We start from the raw sequence: 23,062 nt of genomic DNA on the forward strand, positions 1-23,062 counted from the left end.
GGATGAGCGCTGGCCGCCGGACGAAGGAACCGCCGAGAGCGCACCAGAAAGAGGCGAGGAGCGACGACGCGCGCGGCGAGCAGGAGCCGGCGCGGCGCGGCGGCGAGGATCCGGCCGCCGGAGGCCTCGAGCGCGCGTCCCCTCGCGTCCTGTACCTCTACGAGATCAGCAAGCAGCTCACGCGCTTCGAGAGCGCCGAGCGGACGGCCCCGTCGGTCCTCGCGACCCTCGCGCGGGCGCTCCCCCTCCGCACCGCGCTCGTCCTCCTGGAGGTCCCGGGTCGCCCCGGGGTCAAGACCATCGTCTGGAGCGCCGAAGATGCCGGCGCCGATCGACTCCAGGCAGCGAGGTCCCATGCCGCGACCTCGTACGCTTACCTCACCGGATCGGAGGCCGCGCAGCCGGCCGACCTGGAAGGCGGGCCGACCGCGACGAGCGCGCCCTCCGGACAGCCTGCCGGGGCCCCGCGGGCCGAGGCAGAGGAGCGCGGGTGCTTCGTCGTCCTCCCGCTCGTCATCGACCGCCGGCCGATCTTCGGCGCTCTCCAGATCGAGGGCGCCGCCCGTCTGGAGGAGCCGGATCTCGTGTTCATGAGCGCGGTGGTCAACCAGCTCGCGATAGCGCTCGATCGCCAGGCGGTCATCGACGCCAAGCAGGCGGCCGCGGAGGCGGCGCGAGAAGCTGCCCAGCGGAGGCAGGCCGAATCCGACGAGCAGCGGGCCCTCGCCGAGGCGATGCGGCAGCGTTACGAGGCGCTCGTGGACAACCTCGCTCGATCGTTCGTCTGGGAGGCCGACGCGCGCACGCTCCAGGTCCTCTACGTGAGCGCGCAGGCCGAGGAGCTCCTCGGCTATCCGCGCGCGCGGTGGCTCGCGGAGCCCGACTTCTGGAGCCGCTGCACCGAGCCGGACGATCGCGGCGAGCTCGATCAGGCGCTCCGGAGGACGCTGGCCGCCGAGCGGGACCAGCGCTGCGACCATCGCTGTCGGACGGCGGACGGTCGCGTGCTCTGGCTCCACAGCGGCGTGCACCTGGTGAAGGACAGCGCCGGCGCGCCTCGGCTTCAAGGCGTCTCGATGGACGTCACTCCCGCGAAGGAGGTGGAGGCGAGGGTCCGTGAGCAGCTCGAGTTCACGCGGGCGGTGACCGGCAGCATCGGCGAGGGCGTGCTCGCGATGGATCGCGAAGGGCGGATCACCTTCTTCAACCCCGCGGCCGAGCGCTTGCTCGGCTGGACGACGGAGGAGGTCGTGGGGCGGCGCGTCCAGGAGGTCGTCCAGATTCGACGCGCGGATGGGACGTCCGTACCCGACGAGGATCACCCCGCGCTGCGGGCGATCCACACGGGCGAGCCGGTCCGGAGCGACGAGGACGTGGTTTCACGCCGGGACCGAGCGGCCTTGCACGTCAGCTGCACGTTCGCCCCTCTGCAGCGAGCGGGGCAGGTCTCGGGGGCGGTGCTCGTCTTCCGGGATATCATGGAGGTGAAGCGAGCCGAGCAGGTGCAGCGATTGTTCGCGGAGGTCAGCGCGGTCCTCGCCTCCTCGCTCGACTACGCGGAGACGGTCTCCACGGTGGCGCGCCTGTCGGTGCACGCCCTGGCCGATCTCTACTTCGTCGACCTTGTCGACGAGAACGGCCGTGTCGAGCGCCTCGCGCCGACGTCCGCCGATCCCGCGAAGCAACGGCTGACCGAGCGGATGGAGGATTTCGCTCAACGACCGGGCAGGGAGACCCCGCAGGCGAAGGTGATGCGGACCGGCGAGCCGCTCCTCATCCCTGACATCACCGGGTCTGCCGTGGGGGCCGCCGCCCACGATCCGGGCCATCGAGGGTCCCTCCGCGCAGGAGGCTCGGGAGGAGCGGTGATGGTGGTGCCGCTCGTGGCCCGCGGGCGGACGCTCGGCACGCTCACGTTCGTGACGACGGAGCCGAGCCGCCGCTACTCCGCCGCTGATCTGGCGGTGGCCGAGGAGGTGGCGCGCCGGGCCGCCACGGCCGTGGAGAATGCGCGCCTGTACCAGCACGCGCAGCGCGCCATTCGCACGCGGGACGATTTCCTCGCCATCGTCTCTCACGACCTCAAGAATCCGTTGAGCGCCATCTTGACGGCCGCGGCTCTCCTCATGCGGACATTGCCGGCCGACGAGCAGGGAGCGCTCGACAGGAGGAAGGCCGAGGTCATTCTCCTCGCCGCGCAGCGGATGCTCCGGATCATCGGTGATCTGCTCGACGTCGCCGCCATCGAGGCGGGTCGGCTGTCGATGGAGAAGCGGGGGCACGCGGCGGGCGCGCTCGTCCGCGACGCGATCGAGATGGAGCAGGCGCTGGCGACGCAGAAGCACCTGGTGCTGGAGGGCGAGATCCGCGGCGGGGGCGGCTTCGAGGTGCTCTGCGATCGCGAGAGGGTCCTCCAGGTCTTCGCGAACCTGATCGGCAATGCGATCAAGTTCACCGCGGAGGGAGGGGCCATCACGGTCCGAGCGGAGCCACGTGGCGACGAGGCGCTCTTCGCCGTGGCGGACACGGGGGCGGGGATCCGCGCCGACGAGCTCCCTCACATCTTCGATCGTTTCTGGCAGGTGGCGGAGACCGCGCGTCTGGGGACCGGGCTGGGGCTCACCATCGCGAAGGGGCTCGTGGAGGCCCTCGGCGGGAGGATCTGGGCGGAGAGTGAGCTCGGCGCTGGCGCCACGTTGTTCTTCACGCTCCCCCTCGCCCGGCCGGAAGGAGCCGCCGCCGGAGGGAGCCGCTAGAGAACGTCGTCCCGTGCCCCCGGGCTGCGCGTGGTAGCGGAAGGCGCGATGACAACTCGCAGCTGCCTTGTGTTCGCGCTTGTTGCCGGTGTCGCTGGCGCCTTCATTGGACGGGTCTCTATGCGCGACGCGCCACGCGCACAAGCGTTTCCGAGCGCATCGCCCCAGAGTTCGACTGCGCCCTCTCCCGGCCGTGGCTGCAAAGAGGAACGCGCCGGTCTCGCCTCGACCAGGGCACAACTGGAACTCTGCATGGCTCTTCGTTCGCGGGTTCCCGAGGCCGAGCCATCTGGCGTTGCCAATCCATCCGAGGTCGATCCTCCGGAATCCCAGCCCTTCGACCAGCGCATGTCGAAGGTCGAAGAGATCCGTCGGAATCGCCGGCTCTTGGACAGCTATTCCGAGGCCGTGGTCGTCCAGCACCATGATGGGAGAACCGGTGTCTACAAACCTGACGAATGGCCGGATGACGGCGATGGGTACATCGTCGCGCGCAAGTTGCCCAGCGGACGGCTCGGATACTATGCAGGGCCAGACGCCGGACCACGCACAGATCCCGACGCATTCCGGCCCTGGGATCCTCCGATCCCTCCGCGACGCGTCTGGAAGCGTGAACCGGATGGGACGATCACAATCGACGGAAAGCCTGCGAGCCCTGGCGTGCAGTTCATGTTCGGCGGAAAGATCGAACAACCGTCGAAGCCGCCGCAGTGAGAATGCGCCATGACAAGTTCTCGCGCCTTCGGGTTCGTCATCATTGCCGGGGCTGGCATCCTTGGCGTCTTCCTCGGACGCGCCGTACCCCACGATGCGCCAGGTGTCGCAGCGGATGCTAGCGGGTCACCCACGTCTCCGGGCACGACGCCTGCCGACGATGAGTGCGAGGCCGAACGAAGCGCCCTGGCCTCGACCAGGCAAAAATTGGATGTGTGCATGGCCATTGACACGGCGGAGCCAGAGGCCGCGCCGTCCAGCGTTCCTGAGACCCCCGAACCCGAGCCTCCAGCTTCCAACGTCGAACCGACCGTCCAAGAGATCATCGCCGAAGAGATCAGGAGCTATCACGGTCGTCTGGACAGCCTACCCGAGGCTGTGATCGTTCACGAGGCGGATGGAACGATCGGCATCCATAAACCCGACGATTGGCCGATCGACGGCGACGGCATCATCATCGGACGAAAGCTCCCAAGCGGAGAGATCGGATGGTATGCCGGGCCAGATGCTGGACCACGCTCCGATCCTGCCGCGTTTCGACCAACCAAGTCCGTAATCGTCTTTGCGCACGACTTCGTGCGTGAAGCAGACGGGGCGATCAGAGTACGTCGAGGTGCTCCAGCTTGGATAAAGCGCAGGCTCGGCGAGAGGGTCGATGCGCCGGCGAGTCCGTAGCTCATCGAGATCGGTGCAGAATCTCTCTTCGGTCGCGCTGAGGCGTCGGCCGGTTGCGGTCGGACCAGGGCGGCGTGGGCGCGGAGGACGGCGCCGGGGGCGAGCTCTGTCGCGATGGGGAAGACGGCCCGCTCCGTCGATCGAGCTGGCCCGCAACCCGGCCTACTCCGGGAAGCGCAGCGTCTCCACGGCGACGCCATCCTCTCCGGTCGTCATGGTGCCGTCATGGCTCCAGCTCGTGCCGCCTGGGCCCGGCAGGCCCAGCTCGAAGGTGACCCCCTCGAGCGCGAGCTGGTCCTCGTCGAGGTAGGCGATCCCGATCACGTCGCCGCCGCGCCCGGGGCCTCCGTAGCCGCCGTGGCCACCGCGGAGCCGCCGCGGCCACCGCGGCACGCCCGCGCGCCGGCCGCCGCCCCCGCCTCCGCCCTGGCCCGGCGTGCCCCTGCCGCCGTCCGTCCCCTTGTCGCCCTCCCATCCCGTCTCGGTCAGGCGCCCGATGCCTCGGCCGGCCGCCCCAACTGGCGCACGGACAGAACTTGTACGCCTGGTTGCCCATTGACGCCACGCTCGACTGAGAAGAGTCTCGAGTGGTGCGGCTCGTCAGCGAACCTGCGGCGAGCCGCGGGGCGTGAGCTTAACTCTACTGCGGGAAGTCGAGCTGCGAGGCAAACCGCCATGACGCCAAGGAACCAGGGAAATAGGAGGCGAAAATGCCGGGACGGCCCTTACTATCTCCTCTTGGCGGCCTTGGCGTCATGGCGGCCTGCCGGCTGATCTGGGGCAACCTCCAGCAATAGTGTTAAGGTGGGCATTGCACCATGCAGAGGCTCCCTATGATAGCGTCGTCTCCATGCGGGCAGATGCTCCCTGACGATATGGCGGTCAGCTCAACCGTCGGACCAGTTTTGCGACTGGAGGCGACATGAAGGCCAGTGTAATTCTGATCTGTGGCTTCGTTGCTGCGTGCAACTACGACATGGGTGAGTGCTACCTTCGGGATGATCGTGGTGAGGGCGTCGGCGCAGGCGTCATCACCCCGGGTGGGGCCGGAGGCTTCGGAGATGCGCCACCGGATCCGCAAGACGAGCTGGAGCGTTCCGAGTGCAGTGAAGCCGTTGAGGCAGCAGCCCAGGTGAATTGCGCATCCCCCGGCAGCAATACGTGCGTAGACCAGTGCGAGGCGATCGGTGCCTACTGCGTTCATCACGCTTCGCATCCGTACAGCCCGAGCAGCGGGGTTGGCGATCTGTACTGGTGCAAAGGTGGCAAACCCACGTGGACATGCTCTTATCAGTATTCAAATGGAGACAACTGCACCGTCATCAATCCAATTGGAACTTGGCTTTGTCGATATCAGTTTGACAAGTAGAGGGCGGGAAAATGACGCGTGAGCGGCAAGTGGCGCAGGCGCTCTCTGAGGGGCTTAACTGTCTCTCTGCGATCGTGGAGTCGCTCGACGTCGGTGCGTCGGTGTCCGAGCTCCCGACGAATGAATGGTTGGGGACTCTGTGCGCGATGGGAGACGCCTTCGATGCGATTCTATCTAGAGAGGTGACGACGACGCTAGTCGTGCGGCAGGCTGACTGTGACTTCGTGCGAAGGTTGGTCGGCTTGGTGCTGGAGTGGACGACTACGCGCCAGCCTCCACAAGAGCTGCGGACGATGATCGAGTCTATTTTGAAGATCTTCGATCGTCGCGGCACCGAATCTGCTCCTGATACGCAGAAGTGACGAGGCGCCCGCCAGCGTAAGAGCTCGCTCGCGACACTGCCTACTCAGGAAAGCGCAGCGTCTCCGCCGCGACGCCATCCTCTCCGGTCGTCATGGTGCCGTCGTGGCGCCAGCTGGTGCCGCCTGGGCCCGGCAGGCCCAGCTCGAAGGTGACCCCCTCCAGCGTGAGCTGGTCCTCGTCGAGGTAGGCGATCCCGATCACGTCGCCGCCGCGCCCGGGGCCGCCGTAGCCGCCGTCGCCGCCGTCACCGCCGCGGCCCCCCTCGCAGGCCCGCGCTCGGTCGCGGCCGTCGCCGCCCGGCGCGCCTCGTCCAGGTTCGCCACCTTGCTGGGGCGGCCCTCCGTGGCCTCCCCGCCCGCCGGCGGGCGCCTCGATGACGCTGTCCCGGACCGTCACCCTGGCGTGCAGCACAGCGAGGCCGATCGACGGCCAGCCGTTCCCGCCGCCTCGACCCCCTCGACCGCCACAACCGCCGGCGCCTCCGGAGCCGCCGCTGGCCCCTCCCTTGTCCGCCGTCGTGCACACGGCGAGCCCGCCGCGCCGGCCGCCGCCCCCGCCTCCGCCCTGGCCCGGCATGCCCCTGCCGCCGTCCGTCCCCTTGTCGCCCTCCCATCCCGACTCGGTGAGGCGCCCGATGCCCTGGCCGGCCGCCCCCACCGTTCCCGGGGACCCGGAGAGCCCGGACCGGCCGTTCTCGCAGGCGCTGTCCTCGCGCTCCGCATCGCCGCCGAGGCCTGAGTACGGGTCGGACGCCGGCACCGGTTCACCGGTGTCCCCGTCCTCGGCCCGCGCGGGAAGCCCATCACCGCCTTTGCCACCGGTGCTCGACGTTCCGTCGTCACACGGGTTCGTCACCGCCGCGCCCCCGGGGATCGTGGCGGCGGAACACCCGTCCTCACCGAACAGGCCATCGGGGCCGGCCGCCGCTCGGCTCGGCCGCCACTCTTCCCCGTCGTCGCCCGCCCTGCCGACGTAGAGCGCCCTGATCTCGCTATGAGCGATCTCCACTGCGGTGTTGGACTGAACGAGCACCCCGATTTGGACCCCGCTCCGGACCCACACGTGATCGAGCGTCGAGACCCCGTCCGCGGCCCCCGTGTCGCCGGGGCGTGCCGGCTCGACGATCACCGCGATCCGCGCATCGGTCTCGGAATTGATGTGGCCGTGGCTGTCGCTGCTCCGGCGCCGCCATTCGAGGAAGTCGAAGCCGGCATGGATGTCCACGCCGGAAGGAAGCCTGATCGCCCCCACGAAGTTATCGGTGGGCATGAACACGCGACCGCGCCCGGTGCGAGCGAGCTCGATCGCCCGCTGGACCGAGCGAACCGGCCGGTCCTTCGTGCCGGGGTTCGCGTCGTTGCCGTCGAGGATCTCGCTGTTGACGAACACCCCGCAGCCGTCCATCGCGCGATCCGCGGCGAGCTCCTCGAGGCACGCCGACTCCGGGACGGCATCGCCCGGACAGGCGGACGGAGCGTCGCACCGCGGTGCGCCGCCCGGCTCGTTCACCTCCGGAGAGTTCCCGCAACCGGCCATGGCGAGCGGCAGGACGACGAACGGAAGGAACACGGACTTCACGCGCATGGGCATGCCTCACCGAAAGCGTCCCTGGGGACGCACTCTATCCAAGGCGCTAACGGGGCAGCTCGTTCGGCCCGCTGAACGCCTGGGTCTCCGCCGAAGGACCGGAACCGCCTTTGCCAGCCACATCCAGCGTGGCGGCGTTCCCCGCGAGGCCGCCCTCGCCAGCCGCTCCGAACTTGATGACGACGCCGGGCCGGAGGGCCAGGTTTGGGACCACGTACGCGATGCCGACGGACGGGCCGCCGAGCCCACCGCCGGCGTCGCCCCCGCGGCCGCCGCTGCCGCCGCTGCCGCCATGGCAGGCGTTCCACATCCCGGCCACGAACCCGTTGCCACGCTTCCCGCCGTGCCTGCCGAAGCCGCCTGGCTGACCCGTTCCGCCCGTCCCCCCGTTCCCACCACGGCCCGTGAACACCTCGGTGGCCTCGATCGTGAGCTCCGTGCCCTCGAGCGCCACGATGCCGATGCTCGCGCCGCCGTACCCGCCGCCCTTGCCGCCCAGGCCACCGCAGCCGCCGCCGCCCCCCGATCCGCCGGAAGCCCCGGTCTGGGGTCCGGAGGCCGGGCACACGGGGAGACTCACACCGTCGCGCGACTTGCTTCCGCCCCCGCCGCCCCCGGCCTGGCCGACGCCGCCCCGGTCCCCGTCGTCACCGCGGACGCCGATCCACCCATCGTCGGCGAGATAGCCCATGCCGGCCGCGCCGCTGGCGCGGCCACGGTCCACGCCGGGCGCGCCATCTGTCCCGTCGCTGCACGCCATGCTGCCCGCGCCGGCTCCTCCGAAGCCCTTGCCCTCGGGGTTCGGTGCGGGCTCGGGCTGTCCCGAAGCGCCGTCGCCGCCCCGCTCGATCCCGCCGTCGCCCCCGTACCCGCCCGTCGATTCGATACCCTCGCCGCAGGCGGTCACGACCGGGAGGGCGCCCGTCGCGGCCTCCGCCGTGCAGGCGTCCGCCCCGTCGTTCCCGAACTGCCCGCTCTGCGCGTGGGCGCTCGGCGCGTCCTCACCGGGCTCCCCGTCCTTGCCGTTGCCCGCGATGACCACGCTCGACACCAGCTTCACCCTGGCGCCGTAGCTCAGGATCACGGCGATCGACGACCTGCCGTCGATCGCCGATGCGTCCGCCGCCACAACGCGCACGCCGGAGATCGTCGACGTCGCGTCCTCTCCCTCGATGACGCGCAGCGGGACCCCCCCGGGCGGCGCGATGGTCGTCCGCTGAGCGGGCCCGCCGAACGACCAGTCGCCTCCGTCGCAGCGTCGGCCGCCCCAGAGATCGACGCCCGAGGGCAGGGAGATCGCCTCCTCGAACACCTCGTCGCAGGCGTACACGCGCCGGGTCGGCGCCTCGCCGCCGCCTCGTCCAGTCGTGGCCAGCTCGACCGCGCGCTGGAGCGTCTTCACCGGCGCGTCCTTCGTGCCGGCGTGGTCGTCGTCGCCGTGCTCGCTAGCGAAGATCCCGCACGCGTCGAGCGCCTGCGCCTTGCCGGGCTCTCCCTCGCACGGTCCGGGCGAGGGCTCCGGATCGGGGGCGCAGTCCAGCCCTTCCCAGCAAGCATCGGAATAACGGCACGCGGTCAACGTGCTCGCGCTCCACGCGCAGAGCACAACAGCCACAACGGATACTCGCCTGGTCGCTTTGCGCTCGTTCCGCATTCCGCGTGCACGGTAGTTGCGCCAGCCGCGCAGCGTCAACCAGCAGGAACCGCAACAAGGCGCATTTGCCCGTGGAAAATGTCTCTCGATAACGCAATGCGACCCGCTGGTCAGCGGTATGTGCGGGCCTTTCGCTTCGGGCGGGCGCTCGATCCGTCCAGTGCAGCGGAGCGACACCGCGCCGTGACACGCGCTCACTCCAGCAGAAAGTAGCGTGCGTCTCGCTTGATATCGAAATGGAAGTGGTCCGCGTGCGCCTCGTTCGCGTTGGGCGTGAGGACGACGTTGAACAGCCCGCTCGTGGAAATCGCGCAGATGATTTCCCGGAGCTCCAGGGCGTGGGGGCTGGGCGCCGTCGGCTCCGACCCGGGGCCGCACGGCGGCGCGCCGATGGCGCCGAGCCAGTCGGCCTTCACATCGAACCGGGCGCCGTCGGCCTTCACGAAGGCGGCCACGTCGATGGCCAGCCCGAGGGCGTGCTGGTTGGGGCGCCCGGGCGCCGCCGCCGGCTTCTTCGCGGCGCGCTCACCCGGTTTCGCGGCTTTGCCGGCGCCGTGCAGGGTCTTCTTGCCTGCCGGCGGCTTCGCGGGCGCCTTCGTCGGCGCCACAGCGCCGGCTGGACCGGGCCGGTGCATGCTGAAGTGCACCACCTCGACGATCCCGCGCGTCGCCAGGAAGGCGGCGAGATCGTCGAGCGCGAGGACCAGCCGGCAATCGGCGATGTCGAACGGGGAGGCCGACCTGGGCTTCGCCACGCCGTCGCCGCGGAACGTGACCCCGCGCAGCGGGCCGGTGATCCTGATCGGCCGGTCGACCAGCGGGGCGCCGCGCGCCGGAGCGTGCGGGATCCCCCGGCGCTTCATCTCCCTGTCGCAAGCGTCGGCCGAGAGCGCCCCGTAGGTGGCCGCGCGCGACGAGGCGGACCACGCGGGCAGCTCGAACCGCGCGCCGCCCGCGTCCCAGCCGCCGTCCAGGAGGCCGGCGCCGCCGTCTGCAGGCGCAGGCGCGCCGGCGTCGCCGTCCAGAGGGCCGTCCCCGCCATCCGCGAGCGCCGTCGCTGCACCGGGGGGCGCGGGCGCCGCCGCTGCGGGGGCATCGACCCGCTCCTCCGAAGCGTGGCGTAGTGAGGCGATGCCGAGCGGCGTGAGGAGCGCCGCGGCGCCGATCAGGGCCGCGCCCAGGGTCAGCGCACGGCGGGAAGGAAGCGCGCTCATCTCTGGCGGAGCTTAGGAGAAACCGGGCAGTCTGGCAGCCTTCGTGGCACCGGACACGGTCCGGGGGAGGCTCCCCGCAGGTGGTGGCCTTCAAAGGCCAGTCTTCAAAACTGGCCTTCATTCGGGCGGGGGTTCCGGGAACAGGGAGAGCTGCTCGGGGGCTCGGGGCTTCGGTCGCCAGGACAGCAGATCGAGCTGCACCGGGCCGGGCGGAGGTGCGTCATGAGCAGGCGTGACCGGTGCGAGGGGCGGCTGGACGGTCGGACGGCGGAGTGCGGGCGTCGGCGCGGTGACGAGCCGCAGGAAGCCACGGCCGCCGGGCAGGGGCCTAGAGGGCGCTTCCGGCTGCCGGTGCTCCAGGGGCTGCGGCTGCGGCTTCTCGCCGGCCGGCTCGGTCAGGATGGCGTCCAGGAGCTCCTCCAGGTCCCACACGTGTCCGGTGAGCCCGGCCTCCATCGCGGGCGTGACACGCAGCGTGCGCGGGGCCCAGCACAGGTTGAAGTAGGTGTAGTGCAAGGCAACAGCGGCGCGGTGGTGCTCCGGCGCCTTGCTGAAGGCGTAGCAGAGCCTTCGCATGCGACCGAGCAGGTGACGCGTGGTGCCATTCAGGCGCTCCACGTAGGCTGTCGACGCCTTCTTCGCGTCCGGCGCGCCGTAGATCGTGTGCTTCGTGATGAACGGGTCGCGCGGCGGCTCGTACCGATGGTCTGGCCCGCGGTAGGAGCCAGTGCGGTAGTTTTTGACAGTCTGCATGTAGTCGACGCTGAGCCCGAAGTGCTCCGCGACGGTGGCGATGTACGGCGCGAATCCGTCCGTGGTGATTTGCGGCATCACCAGCAGGCGCGACCGCAGATCGGCGATGAAGGGGCCGCACGTCTCCATGTCGCGCTTGCCGACGCGCCAAGCGATGACGAGGCGCGATGCCGTGTCCAAGGCCGTGAAGGAGTACGTCTCGCCGATGCCGGGCGCGTCCTTCTCGGTCACGCGGGCTTGCTTTTTACCCACATAAGAAAACACCTCATCGGCCTGGATCAGCTCGCACCGGAGCCCGCGCACGAGCCTGTCATGCAGGCGCTGCGCACCGGCGCCGAGCGCGAGCCCGAAGCGGCTGATCGCCGCTCGGCTGACGTCGGTCATCCGGCTGACCGCGCGCTCGCTGTTGCCGTCCACCAAGGCCGCGAGCACGGCAAGCTGCCGCTCGCGCGGGAGCACGTTCGCCACGGGACCCTTGCCTTTCCCCGGCGGAGGGCCCACGATCCGGTCTGCCAGGACGTCGGACGGGTCGCACCGCTCGGCTTCTGCCGCCTCGCTTCCAGTTCGCAGCTGGGAGCGGGGCGTTTTTGTCTAAGGTCCTATGATTATAGCGGTTTTGCCGAGGAAAACCGCTCGGATCGGTGCACGGCAGATGCCGACAGGACGAGGTATGTCGCAGCCGACGTGCGCGTTTGCAGCCTATTTGAAGGCTCTTTTGCGAAATCTTCGCGGCTCTGCTTGCACCCGCTTGACCAATCCCGCGCCGCGTGGGAGCGAGATCGGATGAGCACAAACCATTCCACACGTATAAAACTCCGCCTCAAGGCGGAGGAACGCGGTCGCGCGTACCTTGACGCGCTTTCCCATGCCAACTCGCGCGAGGAGGTAGAGGCGCTGCGAGGTCAGTGGCTCGTTGCTGAGAACGACCTCCTCGACGACTTGCGCGTCGGCCCACAGCCTGAGACTGTGCAGCAGAAGCGGGATCGGTACGCCAAGGAACTCACGGATAGGATGAAATACGGGATCTAGAAACTCGACGTATGAGCGCTGGAGCTCCCGGGCGGCTCCGCGCCGTCAGCGCCGTCAGCGCCATCCGCCCCGCAGCCGCCTCCCATCGCGCCTGCGCCGGTGGTCCCTCTGCAGGACCTCGCGCCCGTCGCAGCCGCGACGCCTGCCGCCGTCGAGCCCGCTGCGCCTCCCCAGGAGCCATCCCGTCAGCCCGACCTGTTCGCGTGGCGCCCGAAGCCGAGGACGCCGGCGCAGCTGTCGCTGTTCGGCGAGCCTGACAGCACGGGGCGGGGCATCCGCCGCGTCGAGCTCAGCCAACCCTGCCGAGCACGCGGCAATGCTTGGGTGGTGGAGCAGTTCTGTACCTGGTCACTCAATGGTCCGCTTGATTTTCGGGCAACAATCTCCTTGACCTCTCGGCGGGATGGCGTCCACGCTTCTACACAGAGGCGCGGCGGTGCCGTGTCCCACGGCTGCAGACCGCACACGCGGAAGTGAACCAGCAGGAGGTTCAGACGATGGGTACTGGAGTAAGCTACGAGGAGCACGTGACACGCGTCAGGTCGGAAGCCGCGCGGATCCTCAACGCCGCGGGTGCAACGAACTTGGAAGAAGTCTCAAAGCCGCGCCACAGGCGCGACGTCGGCGACCGGCCCTTGTCGGCATCCGGAGCTTTCTTGGAGGATGCACACGGCCGCGTGCAGGGATGGTTCTCTGTGACGTTCGATGGCCGGCGGATTCCCGTCACTGTGTTCCAGAAGCTCGCGAGCCGCGGCACTTGGAACACGATCGTCTTGGGCGTGGATCGCAAAGATTACGCGTCCGACCAGGACTTCATTCAGCGGGTTCAGGAAGTGCTGAGAAACGAGGCCCGCCAAGTACCCGTCTAACGTCGCACCCGGTCCTGGGTGGGCGCACGCGTAAGCCCAGCGCCCGCCGTCAGAGCCGCGCAGGATGGTGTAGATGAGCTTGTTTGACCAAGCGCCCGACAGTCAACTGGACTGAACAGTCTCCGACAAGCAACTCGGCGAGCGTCAGCCGGGCAATATTGGGTTGCCTTCCTTGTCCACCAGCATGAGGTTGCCGCGCTTGCCCGTCGCTGGCGCGGCGCCCTGTTTCGCCTGCTCAGACGGCTTTTCGACGGCCTTCCGCTCGGAAGCGTCAAGCAGCTCTAACGGATTTCTGATCAAGCACTGCTTTAGGTGTTTCTGGAATGCGTGTACGCCGCCGTCGAACGAGTACAGGACCTGTACCTTATCGGACAGCTCAGCAGTCGCCACAACTATGGCATCATTCAGCTTGCGCTGAGCGGACACTCTGAGCCCGCACTTGCCACATACTGCCTCTTCCTTTGTGCCAAGACATTTGTAGCAAGAGCTCTCGCCGTCACCGTTTAGGCGGAGCCTGAGTAGTTCCGATGCCTTGGTGGCCACAGGCCCGCATATATCAAGGACCTCGAAGCCGGAAAGCTTGTTGTCGAACCACGCGATCTCATTCTCTCGCATGCCACGACGAAACTCAACCACTGTGATGGCACTAATGCGCACGGTGGCCAACCTCGACAAAACAAGTCGACTGGCTGCGTGATGCGCCGCCATGCCATCCAGCCCAGCGTTATGCTCCTTCTGCTGCCTTTTTGACGTCGGGCTGCGGCCCTCTGCTTGAAAGGCATATGCAAGGACCATCGTATCGATCATCGCCGTCATTGGTGGCTCTCAAGCTCGTCGTCAATGAGGTAATCAAAGTCGGCAAACATGTCCGGCGGAAGCGCGTCGAGCTCCTGCATTAGATTCGCGCCGGTTATAGGGCTCCAGCTTTCGATGTGCGTGAGCCTGCTTCTGCTCTTGTCAAAGAACAGTCGGCCGTCCGCTGCGCGCAACCAGGCTGCGTCTACGTGTACCGAAAACACCTTCTTTGACTTGGCAGCGTCGTAGAATGGTCCGGACTTCGACGCTCTTATCTGGACGTCGTACGTCTGCCCGTCGACTTCTATCCTTGCCGTCTCATATCGTGATTTCTCACTGGCGCGCCCGACCTTGTATATCGCGCTGTACACGATGGTGGTACCACGTAGCGCCGGCGCTGGCTTCTTCTCCCTAGCCAGCCTTTTGATCTCCATCGCAAACGTCGGGCCGAACACGGCGATCGGCTTCTTGCGCTTTGGGGTCCACATCTCTGCCCCGAGCGAAGCTAAGTCGTCCGCGAAATCGGAAAATGCGTCCGCTATAGACCATGAATCTGGATGCCTGGCCGTCTCCGTTTCTGGATCGATAACGAATTGGATCAGCCTGTCTATGGCCTTCCTGGCAGGCGTACCATAGTGCCTTAGCCCGGCGGTCATGTTCAGGTTGGAAACCACCATCGTGATGGTCCCTGATGGGAGGCTTGGGTATGCCGTCTTGACTATCCTGTCAAACAGCGACGCTGCGAGCAGCACACGCTCTGGTGTCGATGCCACCGGCAGTCGCAACTGGATGGAGCCTTTTTGATGACCGGCCATGGCTACCGTGTGAAGGGTACCGTGCACGGCCTTGACACGCCAAGTAATTTGTACTACTGGCGCGCTGGGGAACGGGCCGAGCACGGGGGCTCGGTGAACGAGGACGGCCAGGTCGTTCTTTGTAAGGATGGGCCTGCTCAGCGCCGCCACCTCTTGAGCCGCAGCGCCAGCGCCTCGCGAGTGATGCTGAGCCGGTCCGCGTGCGGTCCTCGTTGCTGGCGGCGCCCTGGCTACTCCCAGGTTCGCCAGACCCGCCGCGAGCGGCGGCGCTTCGGGCCCTTGCCCGCGGCGATGTCGGCGAGGACTTCGCCTGGGGAGCGACGCTCGCGCATCGCGATCATGGCGATGATGCGGGTCAGGGGGACGCTGCGGTCGGTCCTGGCGGGGAGTAGGCTGTCGTCCACCCATCCCGTCGCGTTGAGGTAGCGGTCGATCTGCTCAGGCGTGACCGAGCGCGTGACGGGCTTGCCGGGCACGGTCACGCGCACGCGCCGCTTCGGGTCGCGGGGCTTCATCGGCGCCTCCGGAGCTTCCGAGCAAGTCGGGCTCGCGCGAGCCGCAGGCGGCTGCCCGCGGTGCCGAGCGGGATGCGGAGGATGTCGGCGATCTCGGTGCCGCCGTGCCCGAGCGCGGCGAGCACCAGCACCTCGCGAGCCCAGAGCGGCATCGCGGCGATCGCCATGAGCGCCTGGGCCGCGTCGATGCGCTCGCCGACGTGCCCGGGGTCGACGCGCTCCTCACCCGTGGCGGCCCAGGGGTCGAAGACGGGCACCTCGCGGCGACGGAAGGCGCGCTCATGGTAGTGGGTGCAGTGGAAGCGGCACACTCCGAACAGCCAGCGTTTCAACGCGTCCAGAGGCTCGCGCGCGCGGTCGGGTCTGTAGCGCCCGGCCTGGGAGCTCATCCATGCCCCGAGCACCACGTCCTGAACCACGTCGTCGAGGTCGACGGCGCGCACACCGAGGCCGCGCAGGGCGCTGCGGATGAGCGGCTCCTGCGCGGCGATCTCGGTGATGTGCAGGACGCGAGCGGGGCCAGCGTTCGGGCCCCAGGGGCTCATGGGGCACCTCGGCCGCAGTGGGGGCAGCGGTCCGCTGCGACCGGACGGCCCAGCAGGCGCTCGATCGTGGTTCCAGCGGCGCGGGCAGCCTTCAGCGCGAGCCCGTGCGTCGATCGGGTCGCGCCGTACACGAAGTTGGTCAGGGTCGTCTTGGGGACGCCCATCGCGGCGGCGAGGCATGCCCAGCTGCCGAACAGCCCGCGCATGTGGCGCAGGGCGGCGCGGAGGCGCATCGCTTCCGCATCGGTCAAGGACGTGGAACGGGGACCGCGGCGCTTAGACGCACCGCTCCCTTGCCCACCGTCCGGGGGGATCAAGTACAGTTGCACTGTCGGGACCTCGCGCTGTGAGGTTTCGGCCACGACCCCCGGTGCGCGCCAACGCACGCGGGGGTCACTTGCGCCGAACTTAGCCGCTCACGCGAGGCCCGGAGTCAAACAGGGCCAGTCTTCTTTAAAGAAGGCCACCACCTCCCCGCAGCTTTCGTGGCACCGGACACGGTCCGGGGGAGGCTCCCCGCAGCTTTCGTGGCACCGGACACGGTCCGGGGGAGGCTCCCCGCAGCTTTCGTGGCACCGAACACGGTCCGGGGGAGGCTCCCCGCAGCTTTCGTGGCGCCGGACACGGTCCGGGGGAGGCTCCCGGCAGCCTTCATGGCACCGGACACGGTCCAGGGGAGGCTCCCCGCGGCCTTCGTGGCACGGGAGACGGTGGGCCGTAACTGTGCTCTCTGGTTCATGGCACAGCACGTGTTGTCCAACCATCGTCACATGCAGCGCGCCTGTCACGGAGCGAGCGGCACCCGAGCCATTGGTTCGCGCTCCGCAAGGGCCGGGCTCCCTTCTGGCAGGGCGACGTCGCTATCCAGCCCCGCGCGGGCCCGAGCGCCGTGGCGCAAGATTACGACGTTCGGCGGCACGCCGTCAGAAAATCAGCCGGGAGGTCGATTGACGGCTTGGTGAGGGTGATTATCCCTGCCCGGAACGTCCGGTGTGCGCCTGACGTTCTCGACACGTCCAACGCGCGGGGGTGAGGAGCGCACCGTACCTGTTCTCCGCTGCTCCGCGACGACGAACAACGAGAGGTCATCCCCTCATGACGAAGCCTTCTCCGCTCAAGAAGAAGCCCGCTCCCAAGAAGCCCGCGGCCCCGCCCCAGGCGGCGGCGGCGTTCGACGAGACCCTGCCCGAGATCGAGGCGCTCAGCGCCGATCGGCTCATCGCCATCAACCTCGATATTCCCCGTGTGGTCTCCCAGGTGCTGGGCGTATTGCCCGGCCTCCTCGCGCTGCGCTCCGCCATCGCGGAGCGCCTGCCGACGCACGAGCTCGCGTCGCTCGACCGGCTCGAGACCTACGCGCTCGCGGCCTGGTACGCGCACCTCGCGTGGCTGTCGAGCGGAGGCGCCGAGAACGCGCTGAAGCCACTGCTCGCGGAGGCGGCCCCGCTGCGCGAGAACCTGCTGAGCGACGCCGAGGCGCTGGCCCGCCGTGGCCTGCTCGACGCGGACACGGTCGCGGAGATCCGGGCCGGACAGGGGTACATCGACACGGCCAATGACCTCGTCGCGCTCTCGGCGCTCTTCGCTGCGAGCTGGTCGGAGGTCATCGGCAAGACGGCAGCGACCGAGGAAGAAGTGAAGCGCGCCGGGGAGATCGGGCCGCAGATCCTCGCGGCCCTCGGCGTGAGGGAGCACGGCAAAGGTCCCGGGCCGACCGAGGCCGCGGACAGGAGGGCGCGGGCGTTCTCGCTGCTCGTTCACGCCTACGATCAGACCCGCCGCGCCGTCGCGTACCTGCGCTGGAACGAGGGGGACGCCGATTCGATCGCACCGTCTCTCTACAAGGGCCGCACGGGCCGCGCGGCGTCGTCCAGCGACACCGCCGCGGTGCCGGCGGACGAGGCCCCCGCTGCCCCGGCGGCGCCGGCGCCGTCCGGCGCTGCGGTCCCCGCTGCGCTGAACGGCACGGCGGCGCCCACGGCCACCCCCGCTGCGCCGAACGGCGCGCCGCCCACCGGCTAGCACCAAACGCCTCCGAGCCCTTCGGAGCGTTCACCGACGACCTCCGCCTCGACGCATGTGGGCCGAGAGGAAGAAGGAAAGATTCACAGGGAGGCGAGGAGGCGGGGAGGCGAGAGACGGGGATCAAACGATGGTCCCAACTCTCGCCTCTCCACCTTGGTCTGTATATATATATCCTCCCCGTCTCCCTGTTGAATCTCTCTTGCTCTTCCTCACGCCCTCGCACCTGCTCGTCGTGCTGGCCTTCCTGCCGCGTCGAGCCTGGCTCCACCCCCTCGTCCAGCGCTTCAATGCGGCCGAGATGGCCTTGCCGTGGCTCAGCGGCCGCCACGTCGGGTGGTGGCCTAATTTGCCCCGGAGTGATTCACATGAAGGCGGTAAGGCGGGAAGAACATTGATCTTTTCTTCCCGCCTTACCGCCTTCATGTTCAAATTAGGCCACCACCCCACGTCGTGATGGGGTTCGCCGCCAGAGGCCAGCCTCCGTCAGATGCACGGCCTGTGCTGCCACGTGCTGCGGAAGTGCGTTCTGGCAGCGGCAAGGGCCGTGAGGGCGCTTGGTGCCAGGGGAACGAGCCTCCCTGGCGGGCAGGAACGAATATCTTCAGGGCTCTCGCCCTCCTTCGATGGCTGACAGGTGCTTCCCAGCCGGCGTGCTCCGCTGGGCCGCTTTGGCGTCAACCGCGCAAGCCGCGAAAAAAAAGGACTGCGGCTCGGCGAGCGGCTCGTAGCTACACACGCGCGAACGCCGCAAGAGCTCATCCCTGCTCCGAACGCTGGATCGAGGATTGCTAGGTCGAGCAGGGAGCGATGAGGATTGTGACAGAGGGCGGCTGCCTGGCGCTCCCCGGAGTGCGCAGGCATTGAAAAAGGCTCGATTCATGAAAGTGGACATGGTGTACGGCGCGCCGGTGCTCGCGCTGGCGATCACACTGGCGCAGGGCGGTGCGGAGGCATCGGGCCGGAGCTCCCACGGGCTGCTCCCGCGAGGCGACGCGCTGGTCCACGAGGCCGAGGCAGCCCCGGCGCACGCGGAGGCGAGCTGCGCGCGCCGAGGACCGGTCGAGATCCCTGCCGCGCCCGCCGAGGAGCGCCGCCGGCTCATCGAGGAATTCCAGCGGCGAAACGGCGCCGAGTGGGCCGTGGAGCTCTCGCGGCTCGGCAGGACCGTGTCGTCCGCTTCGCGCAGCGTCGATGCGGAGCAACCGGCTGTTCGCATGGACGAAACCGAGGCTCGGACGCTGGCCATTGCGCTCGTGAAGCGGAATGCGGACTTGTTCGGCCTGTCATCCGCCGAGGTTGACGCGCTCACGGTCACGGTTACGGGCGAGCCGGAAGCGCGGAGGGTGGAGCTCAGCGGAACGATCCCACGGGCGGGCTACGAGGCGTTCGACTCCGTGGCGAAGAGTGTCTTTACCATCGTCGCCTTCAGCAACGATGGGCGCGCCAGGTTTGTGGGGGGCCGCCCGCAAGAGGTGCCACCCTTCGAGCTCTGCACGACGCCCCTGCTCGCGCCGACGGATCCGCGGATCCATGCACAGGTGATCGGCCGGACGCTCTCGTTCTACGACTTCGGGGGTCTGTCTCACTCGGCTGGCGAGGTCGAGGTAGGGGACATCCGCTCGACCTCGCTCACGATTTTCGTCCACTACCCCCAGGGCGCAGGCGATCCGATGCGGCTGGTCCTCGCCTATGCGGTCCATGTCGAGAAGGGGAGACTGCCCTGGACTTTTATCGTCGACGCGGACACGGGGCGTCTCCTCGAGACGCAGCAGGACTTTGACACCTAGCACCAAACGCCCTCACAGCCCTCCCCGCTGCCAGAACGCACTTCCTCAGCACGTGGCAGCCAAGCACCCCACAGGGACGAGAGCCGGCAGCAGCCGGGCTCAGGCGTTGATCATGCGTTGAGGCGGAAGTCGTCGGTGAACGCTCCGAAGGGCCCGGGGGCGTTGGGTGGCAAAGTCTGCCGCCCGCCTCCGGCGAGCGCTTCCCAGGAACCATGGCGGCCTGGCCAGCACCACCGTCGGCGACATCGCGCGCCCGCTGAAACACAGCCCATCGACGCCCTGCGGGGAGACCACGCCTGAGCCGGGCCGCCATCGCGCTTCGCCCGACGCCGGCCAGGACGATCGCGCGTTGCCGTTCGACACGAAATTTGCTCGACTCCCGCGATGTCTCACCCCCCCGCCGCGCTCCTTCGTCGCACCGCCCCCCTCGGGATCGCGCTGGCCGCGCTGCTCGCGCCCCGCCAGGCCCCGGCGCGCGGCGCGCCGGCCGACGGCGGGCCCGCGCCGTCGGCGCGTCCCGAGCCGTCGGCGCGTCCCGAGCCGCCCTCGCTCGTCACCGAGGCCGAGCGGACCGGCTTCCGGCGCACGGGTCGTTATGCCGAGGTCGAGCGGCTATGCCGCGACTTCGAGCAGGCCTATCCGGGCCGCGCACGCTGCGTCCGTTTCGGCACGACGCCCGAGGGCAGGCCCCTGCTCGCGATCGCCGCCTCCGACGACGGCACGCTCGACCCCGCGGCGGCGCGGGCGAGGCGGCGCCCGGTGATCCTGTTCCAGGGCGGCATCCACGCCGGCGAGATCGACGGCAAGGACGGCGGCTTCTGGGCGCTCCGCGAGCTGCTCGACGGCGCGATGGCGCCCGGCGCCCTCGCGGCGGCCACGGCGGTGTTCGTGCCGGTGTTCAACGTCGACGGCCACGAGCGGTTCCGTCGAAACCAGCGGCCCAACCAGCGCGGCCCCGAGGAGATGGGCTTCCGCGCCACCGCGCAGAACCTCAACCTGAACCGCGATACAATGAAGGCCGAGGCGCCCGAGATGCGGGCCATGCTGGCGCTGCTCGACGCCTGGGATCCGGTGGTCCAGGTCGACCTGCACACGACCGACGGCGCGAAGTTCCAGCACGACATCGCGGTGGTCGTGGAGCCCTCGGCGCCTCACCCCGGCGGGCTCGACGCCGTGGCGCGCGCCCTCTCGGGGGAGCTCCAGGCGCGCCTCTCCGCGCTCGGTCACCTGCCGCTCCCGTTCTACCCGGCCTTCCGCGAGGACGACGACCCCTCGTCGGGGATCTCCACCGAGCCGGGGCCGCCGCGCTTCTCGCAGTCCTACAGCGCCGCCCGCAACCGCATCGGCGTGCTCGTCGAGACGCACAGCTGGGCCACCCACGCCGAGCGCGTGCGCGCGGTCCACGACCTCCTCGCGGCGCTCTTCGAGCGCGTCTCCTCCGGTTCCGGCGCGGGCGCCCTCCGCGCCGCGGCCGAGCGCGCGGACGCCGCGAGCGCGCGCCTCGCCGGCGTCCCCTTCGCCCTCACGCACCGCGCGGGGCCGGTCTCGCGCATCTTCCCGTTCCGCGGCTTCGCTTACGAGAAGCGCGCCTCGGAGATCTCGGGCGGCACGTGGACCCGTTACGACGAGTCCCGCCCGGAGATCTGGCGCGTGCCGCTGTTCGACCGCCTCCAGCCGGACCTGACGGTCACCGCGCCCGAGGCCGGCTACGTCATCCCGGCGGCGCACGCGGCCTGGGTAGCCGACAAGCTGCGCCTGCACGGCGTGCGTTACCAGATCCTCCCCGGGGCTCGCCCCGGCTTCGCCGTCGAGGCGTTCCGGGCCGACGCGGTGACGTTCGAGCGGCCCTTCGAGGGGCGGACGCGCGTGAAGCTCCAGGGCGCCTTCCGGTCGGAGCGGCAGGATCTTCCGGCGGGCTCGCTGTTCGTTCCCATCGCGCAGCCGCGGGCGCCCCTCGTCCTGCACCTCCTCGAGCCGCTCGCGCCCGACTCCCTCGTCGCCTGGGGCTTCTTCAACGCCTCCTTCGAGCGCAAGGAGTACATGGAAGCCTACGTCGCCGAGGAGGAGGCCCGCAGCATGCTCGCCGCGGATCCGGCGCTGCGCGACGAGTTCAATGCGCGCCTGCGCGATCCTGCGTTTGCGAACGACGCGAAGGCTCGCCTCGATTTCTTCTACAGGCGCCATCCGTCCTGGGACGAGCGCGTGAATCTCGTCCCGGTATTCCGCGTCGCCGCGCCGCCGTGACAGGCCTCTCCTTCGTTTCGTCTGCTTCGTCTGCACTCCGGCTCTGGTCGAATGTCCGTGAGCCCCACAGGCCTCACATCATTCGATGGATTCCGGCCAGTCTGCGGCGCCGTGCCGTGCGAGGGGGGCTGGGCGCGGGTTGCGCGGAGCGCGCCGCGATCGCATGCTCGTCACGACATGTCGGCCGGCGTGCGATAGCGGTGACGCGCGCGCCTACGACGACGCACGGCGACGTGATGTCGCCTGACGGCGAAAGGGGGGGACGATGTTCCTGCGATGGGCGTTCGGCTTTTGTTCGGTGTTTTTCTTCGCCTTTCCTGCGCTGGCGCAGAATACGCGGATCGCGAACTTCACCTATGCTGGCAGCGGCTGCCCTGTCGGCTCCGCTGTGGGGGTGATCTCGCCTGATCAGAAGGCGTTGACAGTCATCTTCGACCAGTTCGAGGCGCACGCCGGCCCGGGCATCGGCCGCGCCGCGAATCGCGCGTTCTGCCAGCTGGCCGTGGATCTCCGGTTCGATCCGGGGTGGCAAGTCGCGGTCTTCGACGCCACGTACCGGGGGTTCGCCGACCTGGAGGCAGGCGTCCAGGGGCTCCACGAGACATCGTATTATTTCTCGGGGTCGCCGCTCACCTCGGGGCCGCTCACGTGGAGCATGATCGGGCCGTTCACGAGCGACTTCTCCCGCACGGACACCTTCACGACCTCGGTCTGGTCCGAGTGCGGCACCGTGCGGCCGCTCAACATCAAGACGAGCCTCTATGTCACGAACCGGCTCGCGCCGTCGAGCTCCGGGGTGTTGACCAACGACACGACCGACGTCCAGGTCCGGATCGAGTACGGCCTCGTGTTCCGCCCCTGTCCCGGTCCCTGAGGTCGGCAGGGCGCCCGGCGAGCCTGGCGCGGCGGTGCCGCGCCGGGCTCGCTCACGCCATCAGGCAGCCGGCCGACGATCCTTGCATCGGCACGATGGCCAGGATCTCCCCGGTCTCCCCGAAGATCAGGAGCCGCGCGACGATGGCCTCCTTGCCCGTGCCGCACAGGGGCAGGAGCGCGAGCCGGACCGCTGGCCCGTTGCCTCCCTCGAACTTGAGGGCGAGCAGCTGCTTTTCGTCGCACTCCTCGAGGAGCTCCACGTCCGCCTCGATCTGGACCGGCGCCACCCGCGTGCACGCCTTGGCCTCGCCGAAGCTGTCCACCGTGCAGCGGTTGGGGTCGAGCGAGATCCGGACCCGAGGCGACCCCTGTTCGCTCACCGAGATGATCTGGATCTGATGAACCGCAATCCCCTTCTGGAGCGGGATGGGCTCCACGAGATAGCCTGTTTCCAGCCGCAGATTCTTGATTTTCATC

The 23,062-nt window shown here is 69.0% G+C and carries 21 protein-coding genes; 10 read left to right on the plus strand and 11 right to left on the minus strand.

Annotated elements, in window-relative coordinates; genetic code table 11:
• Positions 1-2 precede the first annotated feature (2 nt).
• The 3 genes from WME95_RS19830 to WME95_RS19840 all read left to right on the plus strand — a co-directional run bounded on the left by WME95_RS19830 (position 3) and on the right by WME95_RS19840 (position 4,145).
• The gene (locus tag WME95_RS19830) at positions 3-2,756 is read left to right on the plus strand and encodes a sensor histidine kinase (RefSeq protein WP_437909906.1); all 2,754 of its coding nucleotides are present in this window, start codon (positions 3-5) and stop codon (positions 2,754-2,756) included.
• 252 nt (positions 2,757-3,008) lie between these two features.
• Entirely contained in the window at positions 3,009-3,470 is a 462-nt protein-coding gene (locus WME95_RS19835; protein WP_437909907.1) for a hypothetical protein, read from the plus strand.
• Positions 3,471-3,689: 219 nt separating this feature from the next.
• Entirely contained in the window at positions 3,690-4,145 is a 456-nt protein-coding gene (locus WME95_RS19840; RefSeq protein WP_437909909.1) for a hypothetical protein, read from the plus strand.
• 162 nt (positions 4,146-4,307) lie between these two features.
• Here the strand turns inward: WME95_RS19840 and WME95_RS19845 are convergent, their stop codons facing one another.
• Positions 4,308-4,538 (minus strand): hypothetical protein, encoded by a 231-nt coding sequence (locus WME95_RS19845; RefSeq protein ID WP_437909910.1) that lies wholly within the window; start codon positions 4,536-4,538, stop codon positions 4,308-4,310.
• A 987-nt stretch (positions 4,539-5,525) separates the two neighbouring features.
• Between WME95_RS19845 and WME95_RS19850 the strand changes: the two genes are divergently transcribed.
• On the plus strand, positions 5,526-5,876 hold the full coding sequence (locus WME95_RS19850) for a hypothetical protein (RefSeq protein ID WP_437300576.1): 351 nt from the start codon (positions 5,526-5,528) through the stop codon (positions 5,874-5,876).
• Positions 5,877-5,916: 40 nt separating this feature from the next.
• On the opposite strand, the gene WME95_RS19855 is transcribed toward WME95_RS19850, so the two are convergent.
• The 4 genes from WME95_RS19855 to WME95_RS19870 all read right to left on the minus strand — a co-directional run bounded on the left by WME95_RS19855 (position 5,917) and on the right by WME95_RS19870 (position 11,553).
• Complete coding sequence (locus tag WME95_RS19855; protein WP_437909911.1) at positions 5,917-7,461, minus strand: hypothetical protein; 1,545 nt, start codon at positions 7,459-7,461, stop codon at positions 5,917-5,919.
• Between the two features lie 49 nt (positions 7,462-7,510).
• On the minus strand, positions 7,511-9,079 hold the full coding sequence (locus WME95_RS19860; protein WP_437909913.1) for a hypothetical protein: 1,569 nt from the start codon (positions 9,077-9,079) through the stop codon (positions 7,511-7,513).
• A 233-nt stretch (positions 9,080-9,312) separates the two neighbouring features.
• A complete protein-coding gene (locus WME95_RS19865) occupies positions 9,313-10,332 on the minus strand; it encodes an extensin family protein (protein WP_437909914.1) in 1,020 nt (339 codons plus the stop codon).
• Positions 10,333-10,449: 117 nt separating this feature from the next.
• Positions 10,450-11,553, minus strand: a complete 1,104-nt coding sequence (locus WME95_RS19870) for an IS1 family transposase (protein WP_437909916.1) — start codon at positions 11,551-11,553, stop codon at positions 10,450-10,452.
• A 315-nt stretch (positions 11,554-11,868) separates the two neighbouring features.
• On the opposite strand from WME95_RS19870, the gene WME95_RS19875 reads away from it, so the two are divergent.
• Both WME95_RS19875 and WME95_RS19880 read left to right on the plus strand, forming a co-directional pair.
• Entirely contained in the window at positions 11,869-12,114 is a 246-nt protein-coding gene (locus WME95_RS19875) for a hypothetical protein (protein ID WP_437909917.1), read from the plus strand.
• Positions 12,115-12,641: 527 nt separating this feature from the next.
• Entirely contained in the window at positions 12,642-12,983 is a 342-nt protein-coding gene (locus WME95_RS19880) for a hypothetical protein (RefSeq protein WP_437909918.1), read from the plus strand.
• A gap of 144 nt (positions 12,984-13,127) precedes the next feature.
• Here the strand turns inward: WME95_RS19880 and WME95_RS19885 are convergent, their stop codons facing one another.
• The 5 genes from WME95_RS19885 to WME95_RS19905 form a co-directional block, all read right to left on the minus strand.
• Positions 13,128-13,799: a hypothetical protein gene (locus tag WME95_RS19885; protein ID WP_437909919.1), complete on the minus strand. Its 672-nt coding sequence runs from the start codon at positions 13,797-13,799 to the stop codon at positions 13,128-13,130.
• Positions 13,796-14,743: a hypothetical protein gene (locus WME95_RS19890; protein ID WP_437909920.1), complete on the minus strand. Its 948-nt coding sequence runs from the start codon at positions 14,741-14,743 to the stop codon at positions 13,796-13,798. Before WME95_RS19890 ends, WME95_RS19885 begins: the two co-directional genes overlap by 4 nt.
• A gap of 80 nt (positions 14,744-14,823) precedes the next feature.
• On the minus strand, positions 14,824-15,108 hold the full coding sequence (locus tag WME95_RS19895) for a hypothetical protein (protein WP_437909922.1): 285 nt from the start codon (positions 15,106-15,108) through the stop codon (positions 14,824-14,826).
• Positions 15,105-15,653: a sigma factor-like helix-turn-helix DNA-binding protein gene (locus tag WME95_RS19900; protein WP_437909924.1), complete on the minus strand. Its 549-nt coding sequence runs from the start codon at positions 15,651-15,653 to the stop codon at positions 15,105-15,107. Before WME95_RS19900 ends, WME95_RS19895 begins: the two co-directional genes overlap by 4 nt.
• Positions 15,650-15,886 (minus strand): transcriptional regulator, encoded by a 237-nt coding sequence (locus WME95_RS19905; RefSeq protein WP_437909926.1) that lies wholly within the window; start codon positions 15,884-15,886, stop codon positions 15,650-15,652. The genes WME95_RS19900 and WME95_RS19905 overlap by 4 nt, the downstream gene beginning before the upstream one ends.
• An 862-nt stretch (positions 15,887-16,748) precedes the next feature.
• Between WME95_RS19905 and WME95_RS19910 the strand changes: the two genes are divergently transcribed.
• The 4 genes from WME95_RS19910 (at position 16,749) to WME95_RS19925 (ending at position 22,583) form a co-directional block, all read left to right on the plus strand.
• Complete coding sequence (locus WME95_RS19910) at positions 16,749-17,675, plus strand: hypothetical protein (protein WP_437909928.1); 927 nt, start codon at positions 16,749-16,751, stop codon at positions 17,673-17,675.
• 881 nt (positions 17,676-18,556) lie between these two features.
• The gene (locus WME95_RS19915) at positions 18,557-19,465 is read left to right on the plus strand and encodes a hypothetical protein (protein ID WP_437909929.1); all 909 of its coding nucleotides are present in this window, start codon (positions 18,557-18,559) and stop codon (positions 19,463-19,465) included.
• A 384-nt stretch (positions 19,466-19,849) separates the two neighbouring features.
• Positions 19,850-21,709, plus strand: a complete 1,860-nt coding sequence (locus tag WME95_RS19920; RefSeq protein WP_437909931.1) for a M14 family zinc carboxypeptidase — start codon at positions 19,850-19,852, stop codon at positions 21,707-21,709.
• A 265-nt stretch (positions 21,710-21,974) separates the two neighbouring features.
• A complete protein-coding gene (locus WME95_RS19925) occupies positions 21,975-22,583 on the plus strand; it encodes a DUF4360 domain-containing protein (protein ID WP_437909933.1) in 609 nt (202 codons plus the stop codon).
• Positions 22,584-22,635: 52 nt separating this feature from the next.
• On the opposite strand, the gene WME95_RS19930 is transcribed toward WME95_RS19925, so the two are convergent.
• Complete coding sequence (locus tag WME95_RS19930) at positions 22,636-23,061, minus strand: hypothetical protein (RefSeq protein WP_437909935.1); 426 nt, start codon at positions 23,059-23,061, stop codon at positions 22,636-22,638.
• Position 23,062 lies beyond the last annotated feature (1 nt).

Source organism: Sorangium sp. So ce327 (assembly GCF_051530205.1).
Classification (GTDB): domain Bacteria; phylum Myxococcota_A; class Polyangia; order Polyangiales; family Polyangiaceae; genus Sorangium; species Sorangium cellulosum_B.

Excerpts from the sequence above, each read along its gene's own strand:
- WME95_RS19830 (WP_437909906.1), top strand. The coding sequence starts at position 3 with ATGAGCGCTGGCCGCCGGACGAAGGAACCGCCGAGAGCGCACCAGAAA.
- WME95_RS19925 (WP_437909933.1), top strand. The coding sequence starts at position 21,975 with ATGTTCCTGCGATGGGCGTTCGGCTTTTGTTCGGTGTTTTTCTTCGCC.
- WME95_RS19900 (WP_437909924.1), bottom strand. The coding sequence starts at position 15,653 with ATGAGCCCCTGGGGCCCGAACGCTGGCCCCGCTCGCGTCCTGCACATC.
- WME95_RS19885 (WP_437909919.1), bottom strand. The coding sequence starts at position 13,799 with ATGACGGCGATGATCGATACGATGGTCCTTGCATATGCCTTTCAAGCA.
- WME95_RS19840 (WP_437909909.1), top strand. The coding sequence starts at position 3,690 with ATGGCCATTGACACGGCGGAGCCAGAGGCCGCGCCGTCCAGCGTTCCT.
- WME95_RS19855 (WP_437909911.1), bottom strand. The coding sequence starts at position 7,461 with ATGCGCGTGAAGTCCGTGTTCCTTCCGTTCGTCGTCCTGCCGCTCGCC.
- WME95_RS19875 (WP_437909917.1), top strand. The coding sequence starts at position 11,869 with ATGAGCACAAACCATTCCACACGTATAAAACTCCGCCTCAAGGCGGAG.
- WME95_RS19930 (WP_437909935.1), bottom strand. The coding sequence starts at position 23,061 with ATGAAAATCAAGAATCTGCGGCTGGAAACAGGCTATCTCGTGGAGCCC.
- WME95_RS19910 (WP_437909928.1), top strand. The coding sequence starts at position 16,749 with ATGACGAAGCCTTCTCCGCTCAAGAAGAAGCCCGCTCCCAAGAAGCCC.
- WME95_RS19850 (WP_437300576.1), top strand. The coding sequence starts at position 5,526 with ATGACGCGTGAGCGGCAAGTGGCGCAGGCGCTCTCTGAGGGGCTTAAC.
- WME95_RS19905 (WP_437909926.1), bottom strand. The coding sequence starts at position 15,886 with ATGCGCCTCCGCGCCGCCCTGCGCCACATGCGCGGGCTGTTCGGCAGC.
- WME95_RS19865 (WP_437909914.1), bottom strand. The coding sequence starts at position 10,332 with ATGAGCGCGCTTCCTTCCCGCCGTGCGCTGACCCTGGGCGCGGCCCTG.
- WME95_RS19895 (WP_437909922.1), bottom strand. The coding sequence starts at position 15,108 with ATGAAGCCCCGCGACCCGAAGCGGCGCGTGCGCGTGACCGTGCCCGGC.
- WME95_RS19915 (WP_437909929.1), top strand. The coding sequence starts at position 18,557 with ATGAAAGTGGACATGGTGTACGGCGCGCCGGTGCTCGCGCTGGCGATC.
- WME95_RS19920 (WP_437909931.1), top strand. The coding sequence starts at position 19,850 with ATGTCTCACCCCCCCGCCGCGCTCCTTCGTCGCACCGCCCCCCTCGGG.
- WME95_RS19835 (WP_437909907.1), top strand. The coding sequence starts at position 3,009 with ATGGCTCTTCGTTCGCGGGTTCCCGAGGCCGAGCCATCTGGCGTTGCC.